This is a genomic window from Ruminococcus sp. OM04-4AA, assembly GCF_003462585.1.
GTDB lineage: Bacteria > Bacillota > Clostridia > Lachnospirales > Lachnospiraceae > Mediterraneibacter > Mediterraneibacter faecis.
Window position 1 is genome coordinate 1 of the sequence record NZ_QTZH01000027.1, and the last position, 17,631, is coordinate 17,631.

The 17,631-nt window shown below is 40.9% G+C and carries 15 protein-coding genes and 1 tRNA gene; 3 read left to right on the forward strand and 13 right to left on the reverse strand.

Going from position 1 to position 17,631, the window contains the following annotated elements; translation table 11 throughout:
- Positions 1–238 precede the first annotated feature (238 nt).
- Positions 239–1,090 carry a formate/nitrite transporter family protein gene (locus tag DXB52_RS09105; protein WP_117568780.1) on the forward strand — a complete coding sequence of 284 codons (852 nt, stop codon included), beginning with the start codon at positions 239–241 and terminating at the stop codon, positions 1,088–1,090.
- Positions 1,091–1,115: 25 nt separating this feature from the next.
- Here the strand turns inward: DXB52_RS09105 and DXB52_RS09110 are convergent.
- The 3 genes from DXB52_RS09110 to DXB52_RS09120 all read right to left on the reverse strand — a co-directional run bounded on the left by DXB52_RS09110 (position 1,116) and on the right by DXB52_RS09120 (position 4,754).
- A tRNA-Cys gene (locus tag DXB52_RS09110) sits at positions 1,116–1,187 on the reverse strand.
- 79 nt (positions 1,188–1,266) lie between these two features.
- Complete coding sequence (ade, locus tag DXB52_RS09115) at positions 1,267–3,015, reverse strand: adenine deaminase (RefSeq protein WP_227159704.1); 1,749 nt, start codon at positions 3,013–3,015, stop codon at positions 1,267–1,269.
- A 167-nt stretch (positions 3,016–3,182) separates the two neighbouring features.
- On the reverse strand, positions 3,183–4,754 hold the full coding sequence (locus DXB52_RS09120) for a sensor histidine kinase (protein ID WP_181989187.1): 1,572 nt from the start codon (positions 4,752–4,754) through the stop codon (positions 3,183–3,185).
- Positions 4,755–4,956: 202 nt separating this feature from the next.
- Between DXB52_RS09120 and DXB52_RS09125 the strand changes: the two genes are divergently transcribed.
- On the forward strand, positions 4,957–6,231 hold the full coding sequence (locus tag DXB52_RS09125; protein ID WP_118107041.1) for a M18 family aminopeptidase: 1,275 nt from the start codon (positions 4,957–4,959) through the stop codon (positions 6,229–6,231).
- Positions 6,232–6,282: 51 nt separating this feature from the next.
- Here the strand turns inward: DXB52_RS09125 and DXB52_RS09130 are convergent, their stop codons facing one another.
- The 3 genes from DXB52_RS09130 to DXB52_RS17065 all read right to left on the reverse strand — a co-directional run bounded on the left by DXB52_RS09130 (position 6,283) and on the right by DXB52_RS17065 (position 8,189).
- Positions 6,283–7,179: a LysR family transcriptional regulator gene (locus DXB52_RS09130; protein ID WP_117541431.1), complete on the reverse strand. Its 897-nt coding sequence runs from the start codon at positions 7,177–7,179 to the stop codon at positions 6,283–6,285.
- Positions 7,180–7,214: 35 nt separating this feature from the next.
- Entirely contained in the window at positions 7,215–7,811 is a 597-nt protein-coding gene (locus DXB52_RS09135; RefSeq protein WP_118107043.1) for a VanZ family protein, read from the reverse strand.
- A 285-nt stretch (positions 7,812–8,096) separates the two neighbouring features.
- Positions 8,097–8,189: a putative holin-like toxin gene (locus DXB52_RS17065; RefSeq protein ID WP_227159702.1), complete on the reverse strand. Its 93-nt coding sequence runs from the start codon at positions 8,187–8,189 to the stop codon at positions 8,097–8,099.
- Between the two features lie 560 nt (positions 8,190–8,749).
- On the opposite strand from DXB52_RS17065, the gene DXB52_RS09140 reads away from it, so the two are divergent.
- Positions 8,750–9,247, forward strand: coding sequence for a QueT transporter family protein (locus tag DXB52_RS09140; RefSeq protein ID WP_117541425.1), 498 nt, complete (start codon positions 8,750–8,752; stop codon positions 9,245–9,247).
- A 77-nt stretch (positions 9,248–9,324) separates the two neighbouring features.
- Here DXB52_RS09140 and DXB52_RS09145 read toward each other — a convergent pair whose 3' ends face one another.
- The 7 genes from DXB52_RS09145 to nadA form a co-directional block, all read right to left on the reverse strand.
- Positions 9,325–11,775, reverse strand: coding sequence for a C39 family peptidase (locus DXB52_RS09145; RefSeq protein ID WP_118107045.1), 2,451 nt, complete (start codon positions 11,773–11,775; stop codon positions 9,325–9,327).
- Positions 11,775–13,022: a class I SAM-dependent methyltransferase gene (locus DXB52_RS09150; RefSeq protein ID WP_118107047.1), complete on the reverse strand. Its 1,248-nt coding sequence runs from the start codon at positions 13,020–13,022 to the stop codon at positions 11,775–11,777. Before DXB52_RS09150 ends, DXB52_RS09145 begins: the two co-directional genes overlap by 1 nt.
- Before the next feature lie 815 nt (positions 13,023–13,837).
- Positions 13,838–14,380: a transcription repressor NadR gene (locus DXB52_RS09155; RefSeq protein WP_330378649.1), complete on the reverse strand. Its 543-nt coding sequence runs from the start codon at positions 14,378–14,380 to the stop codon at positions 13,838–13,840.
- Positions 14,381–14,441: 61 nt separating this feature from the next.
- A complete protein-coding gene (nadC, locus tag DXB52_RS09160) occupies positions 14,442–15,296 on the reverse strand; it encodes a carboxylating nicotinate-nucleotide diphosphorylase (RefSeq protein ID WP_015528574.1) in 855 nt (284 codons plus the stop codon).
- Positions 15,250–15,402 (reverse strand): hypothetical protein, encoded by a 153-nt coding sequence (locus DXB52_RS16350; RefSeq protein ID WP_207661754.1) that lies wholly within the window; start codon positions 15,400–15,402, stop codon positions 15,250–15,252. Before DXB52_RS16350 ends, nadC begins: the two co-directional genes overlap by 47 nt.
- On the reverse strand, positions 15,389–16,636 hold the full coding sequence (locus DXB52_RS09165; RefSeq protein WP_118107048.1) for an L-aspartate oxidase: 1,248 nt from the start codon (positions 16,634–16,636) through the stop codon (positions 15,389–15,391). The genes DXB52_RS16350 and DXB52_RS09165 overlap by 14 nt, the downstream gene beginning before the upstream one ends.
- Positions 16,637–16,724: 88 nt before the next feature.
- Complete coding sequence (gene nadA, locus DXB52_RS09170; protein ID WP_055157069.1) at positions 16,725–17,630, reverse strand: quinolinate synthase NadA; 906 nt, start codon at positions 17,628–17,630, stop codon at positions 16,725–16,727.
- Between the last annotated feature and the right edge of the window lies 1 nt (position 17,631).

Sequence of the window (17,631 nt, forward strand, 5' to 3'; positions counted from 1 at the left end):
TACTATTGCTTACGGATGCTTATAAACCATACAAATAACTGTCCTAAAGCAATAAAAATCCCGAATTTTGTATCTATATATAAACATACCTTTCCACTCTTGAAATCCAATATTTTCTAGTATAAAATATTCTCGTTAAATTCTTGACGAATAGCAATATAACAACGGCAGTTCTCTTACTGTGTTACCATTCAAAGCAAGAGGACTGCCGAATTACAAAAGAATAAGGAGTTATATCATGGACAATCATTTTAACACTCCCGCAGAAGTCATTGATCTTAGTATCAAGGCCTGCGAGAACAAAACCCGTCTTCCCCTTGGAAAAATGATTCTGCTCGGCATCATGGCCGGCGCGTTTATCGCTTTCGGCGGTGCTACAAGCAGCACGGCAGCACACGCAGTAGAAAATGTTGGCGTAGCAAGAGCTCTTGCCGGATGTATCTTCCCTGTCGGACTGATGCTCATCGTATTTCTCGGCGGTGAACTTTTCACTGGAAACTGCCTGATCATCATGGATGTATTTGACAAGCGTGTCACATGGGGCGGATTATTCCGAGATCTTTTCATCGTATTTTTCAGTAACCTGATCGGTGCTCTTTGCGTGGATCTGCTCATTGTATACAGTGGAAACCTAAACTACTCAGGTGGGCTTCTTGGTGCTTATACAATCAAAGTTGCTGTTGGAAAGATCGCAATTTCACCACTGCAGGGAATCACTTCCGGAATCTTATGTAACATCCTGGTATGTCTTGCAGTACTGATGGCTACTTCCGCAAGAGATATTGCCGGTAAGGTATGGGCAATTTTCTTCCCGATCTGTGCCTTCGTAGTCGGCGGATTCGAACACTGCGTTGCCAATATGTTCTATATCCCGGCTGGTATCCTTGCTTCACTTAATCCGGCTTACGTTGCGAAAGCAGAAGAAGCTTACGGAATTACAGCTGAACAGATTGCGACTCTGACACCACTTCACAGCCTTGCAAACTTTATTCCGGTTACACTTGGAAATATGCTCGGTGGTATGATTTTTGTCGGACTTCCGCTGTATCTGATTTATAAGAAAAACTGGGAAACGAAAAAAAGAACCTGAAACAAATCAGTTTCAGGTTCTTCAGAGGCGCAGACCGGATTTGAACCGGTGAATCAGGGTGTTGCAGACCCACGCCTTACCGCTTGGCTACTGCGCCGTATTTATTTAACTATTAAAGTATAGCAAAATACACGCAGTACGTCAATGGTGTTTTCTTTGATTTTTAACTTCTTTTATTATTCAACTTCTACAGGAATGAATGAAAATGTTGTCACATCAAATAATCCCATATCTGTCAGCTTAATCTCCGGAATTACTGCAAGTGACATAAAGCAAAGTGTCATTACCGGCTCAACTTCTCCACAGATTCCAAGTTCTTCGTATGCTTTTTCGTGAATGTCTGTTAATTTCTGATCTACCCATTCTCCACTCTGATCACTCATCAGACCGGCAATCGGCATTGGCATGCTCTCAATCACTTTGCCTTCCTTTACAAGAACGATTCCACCTTCCTGCTCAACCAAACTGTTTACGGCAAATTCCATCTCGTCATCATTCACTCCAACAACAATAATGTTATGAGAGTCGTGTGCCACTGAAAGTGCTACAGCTCCTTCTTTGATTCCGTATCCTTTCAAGAATCCGCAAGCTACATTTCCTGTCCCCTGATGACGCTCAACAACAGCTACTTTCACAAGATCAACCTCTGGATTTCTCACAAACTCTCCATTCGCATCCAGTTCAATCTCTGCTATATCTTTCGCTGTTACAACTCCACCCGGGAGAATCTGAATCACATTCACTTTATTGGATTTCAGATGCATTTTAAATTTCTCTTTTGAAAAATCTTTTACGATCACACTGCCTTTAACAGATGCAATATCACATTTCTTAATCTCCGGCAGATACTTTCCTTCTTCTGCTACCAGCTCACCTTCTACAAACACGCGGTTTACATGGAAATCTTTCAGATCATCCAAAAGTACTACATCTCCGCGATAGCCCGGTGCTATTGCTCCTCTGTCCTTCAGGTCAAAGCATTCTGCTGCGTTAAGTGTTGCCATACGGATTGCTGTCACAGGATCAAGACCTTCCTCCACACAAATGCGCAGATGATTATCGAGATGTCCTTCATGAAGAATTGTCTTCGGCTGACGGTCATCAGAGCAGAGCAGACATCTTCTACTGTTATCCGCTGTCACACCTTTGATCAGTGTGCGAAGATTGTGACATGCAGATCCCTGACGGAGCAGAATATACATTCCTCGCTCCAAACGATCATTCATTTCTTCTACTGTAGAACATTCATGATCTGCCGCAATTCTTGCTGACGCATATGCATTCAGTTCTTTTCCTGTAATTCCAGGTCCATGTCCATCAATAAACTTACCTTCCTGCTTTGCTACAACAATCTTATCAAGATCACTTTCTGCCGCATTGATCACACCTGGGAAATTCATAAACTCTCCAAGTCCGGCAATTCCTTCTCTTGTAATCGGCTCTTTCATAGCCTCTGCGTCGATCACCGCACCTGCGTGCTCGAACGGTGTAGCCGGTACGCAAGATGGAAGTTCATACTTCACATCAAGCACTGTATTCTCAGCTGCTCTCATCATATAGTCAAGGCCGGCGATTCCACATACATTTGCAATCTCGTGCGGGTCTGCCATAATGGTTGTTCCGCCGTGTGGAACTAACATGCGTCCAATCTCTTCAGGACTTACATAAGAAGATTCAATATGGATGTGACTGTCGATAAATCCAGGTGCCGCATATCTTCCTTCTGCATCAATGACTTTCTTACCTTCATACGCGCCGATACCTGCAATCTGATTACCTGAAAATGCAATGTCACCTTCCTGGATTTTTCCAGAAAATACATTTACAATCTTACAGTTTTTGATCACCAGATCTGCCGGAACTCGTCCTGCTGCCGTGTCAATAAGTTTCTTTAGTTCTTCCTTCATTGTTGCTACATCTTTCATATCAAAAATCCCCCTCTTTATTTGTAACTGTTCAGAGCCAAGCAAAATTTCATAAAACAGGTGTAAAATGCTTGCATTTTTAAGACTGTTTTTGAGATTTTATTTGGCGGATACGCCACACCGACGAAATGCGTAGCATTTTGGAGGTTGACTCTGAACAGTTACCTTTATTTTTCATCTGAATCCTCTTTGCCTTTAAATGGAATCACTTCGCATTCATTTGAAGCTTCTTCGTCTTCGTCTGAATCTTCTTCGTCATCTTCTTCCTCAAGAAAGCTTTTGATTTTAGATAAACAAATTTTGATTTTCCTAAACGGAATTTCACTCTTTACGTCTGTTTCATCTTTCTCTGCATCCGGCACAAAATTCTCTGACGACTGTTCCTCTGTGTCCTCTGTGTCCTCTGTAATCACAGGCATCGCGATTGTCTCACCCAAAGTTTCGGACTCTTCTGAGCTATCTCTGTTTTCGGTCACTGACTCTGTTTCAGTCGCCGCACTTATTTCTGTAACTCCTTCTGTCTCAGCCGTTTCATTTATTTCAGATGTTACTTCTGTCTCAGCTTCTTCTGTAGTTGCATCTGTCTCAACTGCTCCTTCTGCTTCTGTAGTCAGATCTGCATCCGTCTCCTCTTCTGTTATGTCCGTTCCAGCAATTCCTTCTAACAGCGCATCAACCGTCTTCTCTTCCTCAGTCACTTCTTCCGCTTCAGGCTCCGGCTTCGGTTCACACGGCATCCCCACTGTAAAGCAGCTTCCGGATCCCAGAATACTTTCTGCATCTACCCAGCCATCGTGTACTTCAGCAATCCATTTTACAACAGAAAGTCCCAGTCCAAAATGACCTTCTCCGGCACCTAAAGGATCTCCTCTGAAAAACCGATCCCATACGTGTGGCAGATCCGTCTCCGAAATTCCAATTCCCGCATCTGCAATCTTACAGCTAAACTCACTGCCTTTGCTTTCAACAACAACTTTGATCAGTCCAATCTCTCGACTATAATCAATGGAATTCTCCAGCAGATTTAACAGCATCTTCCGATAACAATTCTCATCCACTTCTGCGTAAATCTCCGGTTCAATCTCATATTCTATCTGCACCGGTTCATCTGCTTCCTGAAGTCTGCTGATCTGACCTTCTATAATTCCTGTTGTCAGTTCACTGATATTCATGCGTTTTTTATAAGCTGGCTGACATCCCTGATCCGCCTTTGCAAAAAATGAGACTTCCTGAATAAAATCTGAAAGAATCTGTGCCTTCTTCTGCACTAATTCAATCTGCCAACGCTGACGCTGGGACAGTCGCCAGTCGCCAAGACACCATGCGCTTCTTGTAAGAATCACACTGACCGGCATCCACATCTCCTGTACAACATTTTCTGCAAAATGTCCCTCTTCGCGCACATCCTCAAGTAATTCATTCAATGTCAGCTGCAGTCTCTCAAATTCCGCATCAGATTCTTCCAGTTCCAACTGTCTGGAGAAATCTTTTGTTCTACAGATTTCCGCCGCTGACTCTGCTAGATCTGCAGTCCGTTTCAGAACCTCTCTTACCAGAAAGTATCCAATTACAAGCGATGCGATGAAAACGATTGGAAGTATCACCTTCGCCATTGCTTTTGCTGTCTGCGCATCTGTTCCACTTATCATTGTAGCAAAAAACAACGCAATGCCTGTTGCCACAAATATGCATCCTGTATATTTTAGTGTTAATTTTATTTTCAAAGATATTTTTTTCATTCGTACTCCTCCAATGGAATCTCTGACATTCCAAATTAGATTATAGCACATTTTAAGACAGTATGTTGTGAAATTCTTCTTAAATAAAAAGTTTTTTATTATGCTTTTCCGCCTTGTATTTCTCTCTGATTTGCCCTATTCTAAAAAGTAAATATATCAGCAAAAAAAGATTTTTAAAACAATTTGAAAGAAGGAAATATCTATGAACAATTCAGTTTCTCAAGAACTATTAAAATTTCTTCAAAAGAGTCCCACAGCGTTTCATGCAGTTCAACAGATGAAATCAGAGCTTCTTGCAGTTGATTTTACTGAACTAAAGGAAAATCAGCGTTGGAATATAGAATGCGGCAAACACTATTTTGTTACACGAAATGACTCTTCCCTGATTGCGTTTACAATTCCGGAAAATGGTATTGACAAGATGCACATTCTGACAAGTCATAGTGATTCTCCGACCTTTAAGATCAAAGAGAATCCGGAGATCGAAGTAGAAAAACATTATGTGAAATTAAATGTAGAAAAATATGGTGGTATGCTCTGTGCACCCTGGTTTGACCGTCCGCTCTCTGTTGCCGGACGCGTTATAATAAAAGATAAGACAAACGGACAATTCACGAGCAAACTCGTCAATATTGACCGGGACCTTGTTATGATCCCGAATCTCGCGATTCACATGAACCGTGAGATCAATAGCGGTTACAACTACAACGCCCAGAAAGATCTTCTCCCACTTTATGGCTGTGGTTCTCCTAAAGGAACTTTTATGGAACAGATTGCTGAAGCTGCCGGGGTAGAAAAAGATGAAATTCTCGGTCATGATCTATTCCTTTATAACCGACAGGAAGGTTCCATCTGGGGGGCTTCTGAAGAATTCATTTCCAGCGGCAGACTTGATGACCTGCAGTGTGCCTTCGCATCACTTCAAGGTTTTCTTTCCGGTGAGAAAAAAGACTGTATGGCTGTACACTGTGTTCTGGATAATGAAGAAGTTGGAAGCGGTACGAAACAGGGCGCCGCATCCACATTCCTTTTTGACACACTGATCCGTGTTCACGAAGCACTTGGATATGATGGAGAAGATTATCGTGTTCATCTTGCAGACAGCTTTATGATCTCTGCGGATAATGCTCATGCGGTTCATCCAAACTATACAGAGAAAGCAGATCCGACAAACCGCCCTTACCTGAACGAAGGAATCGTGTTGAAATTCAATGCAAACCAGAAGTACTGTACGGACGCCGTATCTGCTGCCATGTTCCGTGACCTATGTAAGCGGGCAGATGTTCCGGTTCAAACATTTACAAACCGTTCTGATATGGCCGGTGGCTCTACCCTTGGAAATATTTCCAACACTCAGGTTGCGCTCAATACCGTTGACATCGGACTTCCGCAATTGGCAATGCATTCCCCTTATGAGACTGCAGGTGTGAAAGATACTGAGTATCTGGTACGAGCTGCAAAAGAATTCTTCTGCTAGTAAAGGAAGGAGCAGGGATTTCATTATGACGAAATTCCTGCTCTTTATTTTTTACAAATGCCTTCTCAGCGCCTCTACATAATAAGACGCATAACGACTGAAAATAATATTTTTCTTTTTAATAATACCGATCCTCATCGTTTTATCGACATCTAATGGCTTCGCTATAATACTGCTTCCATTTAATTTCTGGTCGATCACACCACTGCTTACTGTGAATCCGTTTAATCCGATCACCAGGTTAAATAAGGTCGCCCTGTCTCTCACCTGTATACTCTTCGGGAAATCAAGCATACTTATAAATTCCTCCGAAAAATAAAACGAATTATTATTTCCCTGTTCATAAACAAGATACGGATATGGTCGTAAATCTTCCATGGAAATCATTTCTTTTTCTGCCAGTGGATGATCTTTACAGATAAATACATGCGGTTCTGCAACAAACATTTCCTCAAATTTCAACTGATTATTCTTTATCAGCTTCAGAATCACATCTTCATTGTGTTCCGAAAGATAAAGAACTCCAATCTCGCTTTTTCCGCTCGCCACATCTTCAATGATCTCGCCCGTCTGTGTCTCTCTTATAATAAAACTATACTGGTCTGCATCATATTCTTTGATCAGATCAACAAAAGCATTTACCGCAAACGAATAATGCTGGCAAGACACAGAAAACTTCGGTGTTCTTCTCTCTCCATTTCCAAAATGTTCTTTCATATTGTCAGCCTGCTCTAGAAGCATCCTTGCAAAGGACAATAGCTCTTCGCCTTCTCTTGTAACAGTAACGCCTTTGTTAGACCTTGTAAATGCAGTCACTCCCATCTCTTTTTCAAGATTATGAATTGCTGCACTAAGCGACGGCTGTGAAATAAAAAGCTTTTCTGCAGCCTCCGTAATATTCCCACAATCCGCAACCGTAACTAAATAGGTTAATTGCTGTAATGTCATGTTCGCTCACTCCTTATTGAAACTGATATCCAGATTTATCGTAAAAGTATTCCCCATAACCAGGTTGAGACAAATGGCTGTAAGAAAAACATAATAACACCTACTGAACCACATATCAAATAAAAATCATTAATTTTTGAATCTGATAAAGTGCGCTTTGTAAAGTTTTCTGTCACAAAGCGTACGATAAGGTAGCCGATCAAAGTACCGATGCTATTTGTAATGATATCATCTATATCAGTTGCTCTGCCAGTAAAAAGTTGAGAAATCTCAATAAAAGACGTTGCAACAATTCCGGCCAGGGCAACACTTTTTATACTTCTGAACTCTTTCCATAACATTGGTAAAAAGAAACCAAATGGAACGAACAAAAGTACGTTCAAACACGCATTAACAATATCTGACAACATATAAATAAACGGAATCAGACTCACTGTAAACTCTATTTGCAACATCGTAATATTCGGGAATCCCACTAATGCTAATACTACTGCCAGATAAAATCCAAATATCATATAAACCATCGTTCGTTTCCAGCTCTGAAAGAAAATCTTCTCATATATGCACCAAAGCGGAATTATAAAAACTGCGGCTGCAACAAGTTCAATCAGGGCGTTGTATATTCTACTCATTTTCCCCTCCATGAATTATATTTTACACAACTCATAGTCTATCATATCAGGCCTGGTTACAGTAGCTTTATAATCCTTAATTAAATTTAATTTTTCATTAAGATGAAGTTACTGTTCACACGATGTGCGACCAGCAACGCATCTTGCAAGTTTTCATTATCCTCTTGCGTCCTGGTGTCAGATATGTTATATTGAAAATGCAAAGAGGGAAACCGCAAGCGGCTACCCGTAATATTGTATCAAACTATATTTTTATAGTCGTCAACTACTGCGAATAGTTGGCGGCTATTTTCGTCTACCCTTGAAAATCTCATAACAAAGACCAACAAGGGCAACAATGAATATACAAAACTGAATCAGATCAGAATATGTAATCATCTTATCGCCCTCCTTTCTTTCGTTTGGAGGGTGTTTTTATCCCTCCGTAAAAGAAGGGTAGCCGCCTGGCTTTGGTTTCCCTGTCTGTATATTATCACGTTGATACCGGACAGGCAACCGCCTTTTTCTCTTTATTCCGTTATGCGAACGTTCGGGGTTACTGTTCACTCCGTTCACAGCAACTTGGTCAAAATTCATTCCAAATCACCTTCGGTGATGGAATTTTGCCCCGTATGTCTCGGGATTTTGCCATATTCATGGCAAAACACCTCGCGGGATATTACCTGTGAACAGTAACCTCCTGTTTCCTTAGTTGGTACTTCCCTTGATTTTTTCCCCTTACCATGCTATACTATCACCCGTTACAAAACCCTAAAAAACAAGGTCTTATAAGGGGGTCGCCGATTTCCGGCGTAAGGTCATATACTTACTGTATATGACTTCCGCGGCATTCGTCAAATGTCCATGCAAGCATGGCCGCCTGACTCATTGCTGCGCGAAAATGAATCGTGTGTTCGTGACCTTCCACACGTAAAACAAAACTAAAGGAGAACTGAATAATGAAAAACTCAAGTAACAAAGTGCTTTACCTGGCACAGGCAGCTATGATCGCTGCCATCTATGTCGTACTGACTGTTGTCGGTGCATCACTGGCTTTTGGAGAGGTGCAGATCCGTTTTGCGGAAGCACTGACAATCCTCCCGGTATTTACTCCGGCTGCAATCCCTGGATTGTTTGTAGGATGCCTCATCGGAAACACACTTGGAGGTGCAATCCTGCCTGACATTATCTTCGGCAGCCTTGCAACACTGATCGGTGCCATCTTTACATGGTCTTTAAGAAACAAGAGCAAGTTCCTTGCCCCTGTTCCTCCGGTTGTTGCCAATATCATTGTGGTTCCATTTGTATTAAAATATGCTTATATGGTTCCACTTCCGATTCCTTTCATGATGCTGACAGTTGGTATCGGAGAAGTAATTTCCGCCGGTGTGCTTGGTCTGATTCTTTACGGAGCACTCAACAAATATAGAGGAATTATCTTTAAGAAAGCTTTATAAGATTTTTCTTATGCAACCTAAAAACGACAGGATCTTCATTTGAACTATTGAAGAACCTGTCGTTTTTATTTCACTTTCTATTTGATATAACCAATAAATGTATTTCCGCTTCCGGAAACCATTCCTTCCATCTCACTGATGGAAACTGTCTGTGACTCTCCATTTTCAGGATCGATATAAGTAATATCATTCTTCGTATATCCTGTCAGAAGAATTGCATGATCTGCACTTGTAAGTGCAATCACCGGACATCCTCTATTGATCACGTAGAGTACCTGATCCAGCGTACATCCTGTCAGATCTACTTTCTGAACATCATATGTCTTCATATAGCGCTCACATGCTTCAAGGGATGTCTCTTCTCCTTCTTTTGAAAGAGCAACATCCTCTATCGAATACGCAAGATCTCGATTTCCTTTCTCCCAAACATATTTCTGGTCAGAAGAGATCACAACTCCTGAAATCTTCTGTGCTTTCTGAATTGCATAAGAAGCTTTATCATAAATTCCTGCCAGTTCACCAACACCATAAACATAGTATTTCACACTTTCGCTGTTATCAGCAAGAACCATCTCAAGTTCATTCTTTGATGCCAGCTGATTCGGCCGGATCACTTTCACGCTCTTCTCTCCTGCTCCCTCTGCAAATGTAATCCGCATCTGTTTTTCCATCAGTGCTGTTGTGTATACTTCTATTTTAATCGCTGTATCTTTGCGTTCCTCATTATTCGTAATAAACTCCTGTGAAGTAACGTTGTAAATATCCCCGCTTTTCTCTACACGATTCAGTGTTACCATATTGTCATCGATTAAAATATCAGAAATATAAATGCCTTTATCAACAAAGGAATAGCTGGCAACTTTTTTGTTCTTAGAATTACGGATTTCCAGTTCATACATTGGAGTGATCGATTCTCCGGAAGCTTTCTTTCCTGCGTCCTCGGATTTCATTTTTCCATAAATAAAGTCACCATTGACAAATCCAAGTGGACTAATTTTTTCTCCGCTTGCTGCCTCAACAGTATTCGTCTCCAGACTGCTTAGATTCATTACCTGAATCACTGTTCCGCCACTCTTATCTCCTTCTGACTGATATGCCATCAGATGTCCATCATCAGAAACCGCATATTGTCCTTCTTTAAGATTCTCTGCAAGTGTTGTCTGTTTATTCTTTTTCAAATCTACCTGATACAAAGTTCCGTCTGCCAAAACATATAACTGCTCTTCCGCATGATTATAATAAACCATCTTGCCAAGCTCATCCGCTGCGATTGCATAGGACTTCTTACTTGGTATAAATGCTTTCTCCTGGATCAGATTTCTCTCAACATCAAAATAATAGATTCCGACACCGACTTCTCCTTCGTGTTCGCCACGATTCATATATCCATACACAGCAAATGCAAGATTACCACTATTGTCCATACTGATGATACGTACTGCATGTTGATCATTCAGATTCCTTTCATCTGTCGTATCTGCATCTGCAAATCCGAAAATATTTAATAATTCATTCGAACTCTTATTGTACATCCAAAGGTTTCTGGACTCCACAAATGCTGCAATCGTTTCTTTCTCATTTGTCTCATACGGAACATCTGAAGGTGTAACGCCGAGCAGAATTCCGTTTTCATCGATCACGCTTCTGTTCTCACTGAATACTTCCTGCATATCACGATTGTAATCCAACAGGTAAATTGTAGTCCCTGCGATTCTCACACGGAAAAATTCTTTAATATCATAAACTGCATTCTCACCGACATCATCCACGCAGGAAACTCTGTAATTCGCAAGGAGAGAGGTATACACACTATTACTTTCCTTTATGCTCCAACGCACATCACCAAGCAACTGTGGCTGCATAGTCCCCCACTGAATATGAGAAATATCTGAATGGATATTGACTGTCTGATAAGTTGTATTGTCACTTTCATCTCCAGGTTCCAAGTAAATATTCAATGAATCTACATCCGTCTTATTAAATGCTTTCGTATGAAAATCCTGTGCAAATGTAAGACATTGTGATGCTGTAATATCATCTGCTTTCTCAATTCTTGTATAAAAATTAACTTTCCTTGTCTCTTTCTCCTCACCGATTGCAAGCGAAACCTGAAGTACTGCCTCCTGGATTTTATATCCAAGTGATTTCCCCAGCTTTAATGTGACATCTTCGCTTTCTGCAGACTTTAGAGTTCCTTTATCATATGTCTCTGTTCCATCCAGAGAATATACACTGTAACTGATCTCACGGATCTGGTTATCATTTTTCTCAATCTGCATCTTCAGTGTACCATCACTCTCTAATGGTGTAATGGTATCTCGCATTGCGGCAATATCCATATCATCTACATAACCAGACAACGCATTTATCTTCTGTCCCCCCATCATAAATGAGACTCTAGGTAACGTGGCATCTCCCATATCCACAACCTGATCATCATTTCCACGGTTCAGTATCACATTACTGATCACCAGCACAGCCGCAAAAAGAACAACCAGTGCGGCAATCTTTATTACCCTTTTTTTCATTATTTATCTCCCTTTTGCTCTGCCAGAAGCATACCTAATGTTGGCTGAATCTTCAAAAATCTTTCACAATCCTCTGCCTCTTTTCTGCTCTTTGCTGCAAGACTCCCCTTTTTCACTGCACGCAGCAGAATATTCTTCGGCGTATGCTCCATATCAATAAATTCTAATACCTGAGTTTCATATCCCTCGCTTTCCAGACACTTTGCTCTAAGTCCATCTGTCACAAGTGTTGCAAAACGCTCTCGCAACAATCCATAATCCATAATTGGTCCGAGCACTTCTTCCATGGAAGCTAGTTGATCTCCCAGCATTTCTGAAACTTCCATAACTTCCGTCTTCGATTTCATCTTGCCTGAATGCAGATTTCTCTGCTTTTCAAGCTGCTTGTTCACCTCATGCTGACAACATGGAACAGACAAAATCACTTTCGCATTCCAGCCAACCGCTTTCGCAAGTGCATAATCTGTAGCTGTATCACACGCATGAAGCGTCACAACCATGTCAACCTGATCCACACCTTCATAATCCGCAATATCTCCAACAAGGAATGTCAACTTCTCATACCCATACTTCTTTGCCAGTTCATTACAATGCAGAATCACATCCGTCTTCAGATCTAATCCGATAATACGAATATCATACCCTTTCAACTCGTGTAAATAATAATACATTGCAAATGTAAGATATGATTTTCCACATCCAAAGTCCAGAAGTGTAAGCTCTCTGTCCTTGTCAAGCTGCGGCAGAATGTCCTCAACAAACTCCAGGAAACGATTAATCTGACGGAACTTATCCATCTTCGTCCGCACAATCTTTCCATCCTGTGTCATAACTCCAAGATCCTGAAGAAACGGAACCACAATCCCTTCCTCCAGAATATATTTTTTCTTCCTGTTATGAGACAGATCTGCCGCCTTCGCCTGCACCTTCTTGCGCTTTCTCTTAATCGTTGCTTTCCCTTTCTTACTGAGCAATACCGTGATATCCTCACTCACCGTCTCAACCTGAACCTGACGAAACTCTTCCAACAATTTCGCAAGCTCATCCTTCGTCTCTTCCACTGTCAGATTCTTATGAAATGCCTGCGTCTTTGTAAAAGACTCCAACTGAAACAAAAGCTCCCCCTTCTGTTCCATCGGTCGAAGCTTTGCCTTAACTACATTATCCTTTACTCGCGGGTTACTAAACACCGCACGAATAAACTCTCTATTCAAAATCCCAGCTAAAAACTGTATGATTTCTTCCATATAAATGACCTCTTTTTCTTCTATAATAAAGTAGAATCTTGAAAGACTCTTCTTACTATTTTGCAGAATAAAAAGGGAGATGTCAAGGGATATAGGGGACGAAAACTGAAAATATTATTTTAGGAAGTCGCTTGTTAGAAGGATGGTACAGGAACGCCGACTCAGGGTTACGCATACTGTTCATACTAGGAAAAACAACAGACTGCTAAAAGCAAAGAAAGGATTGACAAACTCGCTGCCGCTCAGACAGCTGTCAATCCTTTCTTTAACGCAATCCATTGTTTTTCAAGTATGAGCAAGCATGCTCCACATTCGTCTTGGTCCCTGTACCATCCTTCTAACATGAAACTTCTCGGACTTCATATTTTCTGTTTTCTGTTTATTGAAAAAGATGAATTCCTACGACAAATTTTATTAAATACAAACATGTTTGAGATATGGATATCATTCTATAGAATATCCGGTGCGTCTGCTTCTCAAGTAGAGTTCTTCTTTCGAGAAAGTAGAAATCAGATAGCGACGAAAAATCTACTGATAGACAGATGTTGAGGGATTGCTTCAGGTGACTGTTCTGTGTGCTTGGAAAGACTTAAAAAACGAAAGGTTACGCTAAAGCAATGTGAGGCAGCTGTCTGAAGCGGCAGCGAGTTTGCCGAGCATTGCTTTGTTTTTAGTAATCTTTCGTTTTTCTTAGTCTTTCCTGTATACAGAACCCGGAGCCTGAAGCAATCCCTCAATGTCTGTCTATTAGAATAAACTTTATAAGCGCTATCTGATTTCGTCCGAACTTGAAAAAGAATCCCTACGATAAATCTTTATTTTGCAAAAAGTTCTTTCTCCCACTCTTCTTGCTCCAGCAAAAATCCCTTTTCTTCCAGTGCTTCTTGAATCATATCCAATGTATTTTCACTATCTGCTTCTACCACATGATAATGATAATCGGATGTGATATTTTTCAGCGGAGTGGACTTTCCACTTCGGATGTCATCTATGAACTCTGCTGCATTTCGTCTGGAATTAATATTGAGTGATGCTTCCATATGACCGTAGACTCTATGATTCACCATCACATTACGAACTCTTCCACCAAGGTCTACGATTGTATAGAGTTCATCTTCAACCTGATCATCGGTATGTTTCACTTTGAAGATTCTTTCTACTAAATGTGATTCGTGCAAAATATATCCTCTGTTTGTAGATATAATGTCATGTCCTGCGGCACGGATGAGTGCGATATCCTGCACGATCACCTGACGGCTTACTTCATACTGTGCAGCCAATGCCTTTCCCGGCACCGGTGCTGAGCTTGTCTTTATCTGATTTATAATGGCAGTTCTTCTTTCTGGTCCTGTCATCATGCCTCTTCCTTTCTAAATTGAAATCCATACTAATAATTGTTCTTTAACAATTATATCACTTTTACTCTACAGCATGAAGGTTTTTCATCGAGATATCAAGAATCGGAGCGGAATGTGTCAGGGCTCCACTGGAAATATAGTCTACGCCAAGAGCTGTCAGGCGTCCGATGTTCTCTTTTGTTACATTTCCGGAACACTCTGTCTCAGCTCTTCCGTCAATGATCTTGATTGCTTCCTGCATCTCTTCTGTTGACATATTATCAAGCATGATGATATCTGCTCCGGCTTCTACTGCTTCTTTTACCATCTCAAGATTCTCAACTTCTACTTCGATCTTTCTTACAAATGGTGCGTAGTCTTTTGCCATCTCGACAGCTTTCTTTACGCTTCCTGCAGCTCCGATGTGATTGTCTTTCAGGAGTACCCCATCAGAAAGATTATATCTGTGGTTATAACCGCCACCAACACGAACTGCATATTTCTCGAAGATTCTCATATTAGGTGTTGTTTTTCTTGTATCAAGAAGTTTTGTTTTGCTTCCTTCAAGAAGTCCTGCAACGGAATGTGTATAAGTTGCGATTCCGCTCATTCTCTGAAGGTAGTTCAGTGCTACACGCTCACCGGAAAGAAGTACACGGATATCTCCTGTTACTTTTCCCATCAACTGGCCGTTCTTTACTTCGTCTCCGTCTTTACAGTAAAGTTCTGTCTTTGTATCTGCATCTAACAGTTCAAATACTCTGCGGTAAACTTCCAGTCCGGCAATTATACCGTCCTGCTTACAGATCAGTTCTACTTCACCTTTTACATAGTCTTTCATAACTGAGTTTGTTGTTACGTCTTCGCTTGAAATATCTTCTTTGAGTGCCTCAAGGATCAAATGATCTGCCTGAAGTGTCATTGTAATTTCGTTCATCTTTATATCTCCTGTCCCTGTCTCTATATTCTTTCTCTACTCTTCTCTTAACTTTTATTTTTTCAGCATAGATTAATATTATATCACTATTATTATGCCAATTCACGTACTTTTACTTCATTCTCTGTACCTGAGATTTTATTTGCCGCACGTTTGGCAAATACAAGGCTTTCCAGAAGTGAATTACTTGCCAGACGGTTCGCACCATGTACACCGTTACAGCTTGTCTCTCCTACTGCATATAAATGTTCCATGGATGTTTTACTGTCTGAATCTACCCAGACACCACCCATGAAATAATGCTGTGCCGGAACAACCGGGATACATTCTTTTGTCACATCATATCCCTCTTCCAGACAATGTTGATAAATGTTCGGGAAATGACCCATGATGGTTTCTTTTCCAAGTTTTTCCATAGACAGCCAGACATGATCTGTGCCTTCCTTTTCCATCTCTTCTCTGATTGCCTTAGTCACAACATCTCTTGGAAGAAGTTCATTTACAAAACGTTCTTTCTTGCTGTTAAGAAGAACCGCACCTTCTCCACGGACAGACTCTGAAATAAGAAAGCGTCTTCCTGGTTTCTTGGAATACAATGTTGTCGGATGAATCTGTACATAGTCCAGATGCTCCAGACGGATTCCGTGTTTTTCAGAAATTGTAAGCGCATCTCCTGTCAAATGTGGGAAGTTTGTAGAATGTTTATAACGTCCACCGATTCCACCGCTTGCCCAGATTGTATTCTCTGCATGGATTTTGAATTCATTTCCGTCTTTATCCTGTGCAAGGATTCCTTTGCATTCATCATTTTCTACAATGATATCTGTCATCGTTGTATATTCAAGCAATGTTACATTAGAAAGCTGCTTTACCTGTGCAAGCAGTTTACTTGTGATTTCTTTTCCTGTAATATCTGCATGAAACAGAATTCTCGGACGTGAATGTGCTCCCTCACGAGTAAATGCATAAATATCCTGAATCTCTGCCTTTTCACCACCGTTGTCTGCGGCTTCATTTCCAGACTCATCTGTCTCCTGTTTTTGGAAATCTACACCATAGCCAATCAGGTCATGAATGATCTCTCTTGAGCTGCGGATCATAAGATCAACAGATTCTTTTCTGTTTTCATAATGTCCCGCTTTCATTGTATCTTCAAAATAACTGTCATAGTCATCTTTGTCATGCAGCATGCAGATTCCTCCCTGAGCCAGGAATGAATCACTGCTCTCTAAATCTGACTTTGTAATCATAATGATCTTCTGATCTCTCGGAAGACTCAGTGCGCTGAAAAGCCCTCCGACACCTGTTCCGACAATGACTACATCTGCTTCCATTTTCATAATAAATATCTCCATTCCGACAGCATTAGTCGATTTGATCTGTATTTTCTATAATCTTCGATTGCTGTCAATCCTATCTGCCCTCTGTTTACTTGGCCAGTTCTAACATTCTCTCTAACGGTTTCTTAGATTCTTCGCGAAGCTTATCATCTACAAATACTTCATTCTTGCCTGTCTTTAATACGTGAAGAACTTTCTCAAGTGTAACCTTCTTCATATTTCTGCAGATTGGAGTTGTCTCTGTAAAGTAGAATTTCTTCTCCGGGTTTCTCTTCTGAAGTTCGTACAGAACTCCACTCTCTGTACAGATGATAAATTCTTTCGCGTCTGATTTTCCTGCCTGCGCGATGATTTCTGAAGTACTTCCAACAAAATCAGAAAGTTCCAGAACTTTTGCCGGACATTCCGGATGTGAAAGAACCTCTGCTTCCGGATGCGCTGCTTTCGCTGCTTTGATTTCTTCAACCTCCATATATTCGTGCACAATACAGAATCCTTCATTATATATAAAGTTCTTTTCCGGTACCAATCCTGCGATGTAATGTGCAAGGTTACGATCCGGGATAAAGAAAATATTTTTATTCGGAAGTGCTTTTACAATCTTCACTGCATTGGATGAAGTTACACAGACATCAGAATGTCTTTTCAGTTCCGCTGTTGAATTGATGTAGCAAACAACAGCAAGGTCATCATACTCTGAACGAATCTTCTCGATTGTCTCCGCAGATGCCATATGTGCCATTGGACAATCTGCTGCCATATCCGGCATAAGCACTGTTTTCTCAGGATTCAGGATCTTCGCACTCTCACCCATGAATGAAACACCGCAGAATACGATTGTCTTCTCTTTCAGACCAACCGCAACTTTGCTTAAGTAGAAAGAATCTCCTACATAGTCTGCAATCTCCTGAACTTCCGGTCTTACATAATAATGCGCCAGAATTACGGCATTTTTTTCTTTCTTTAACTGTTCTATCTCTTCTCTGATCGTCATA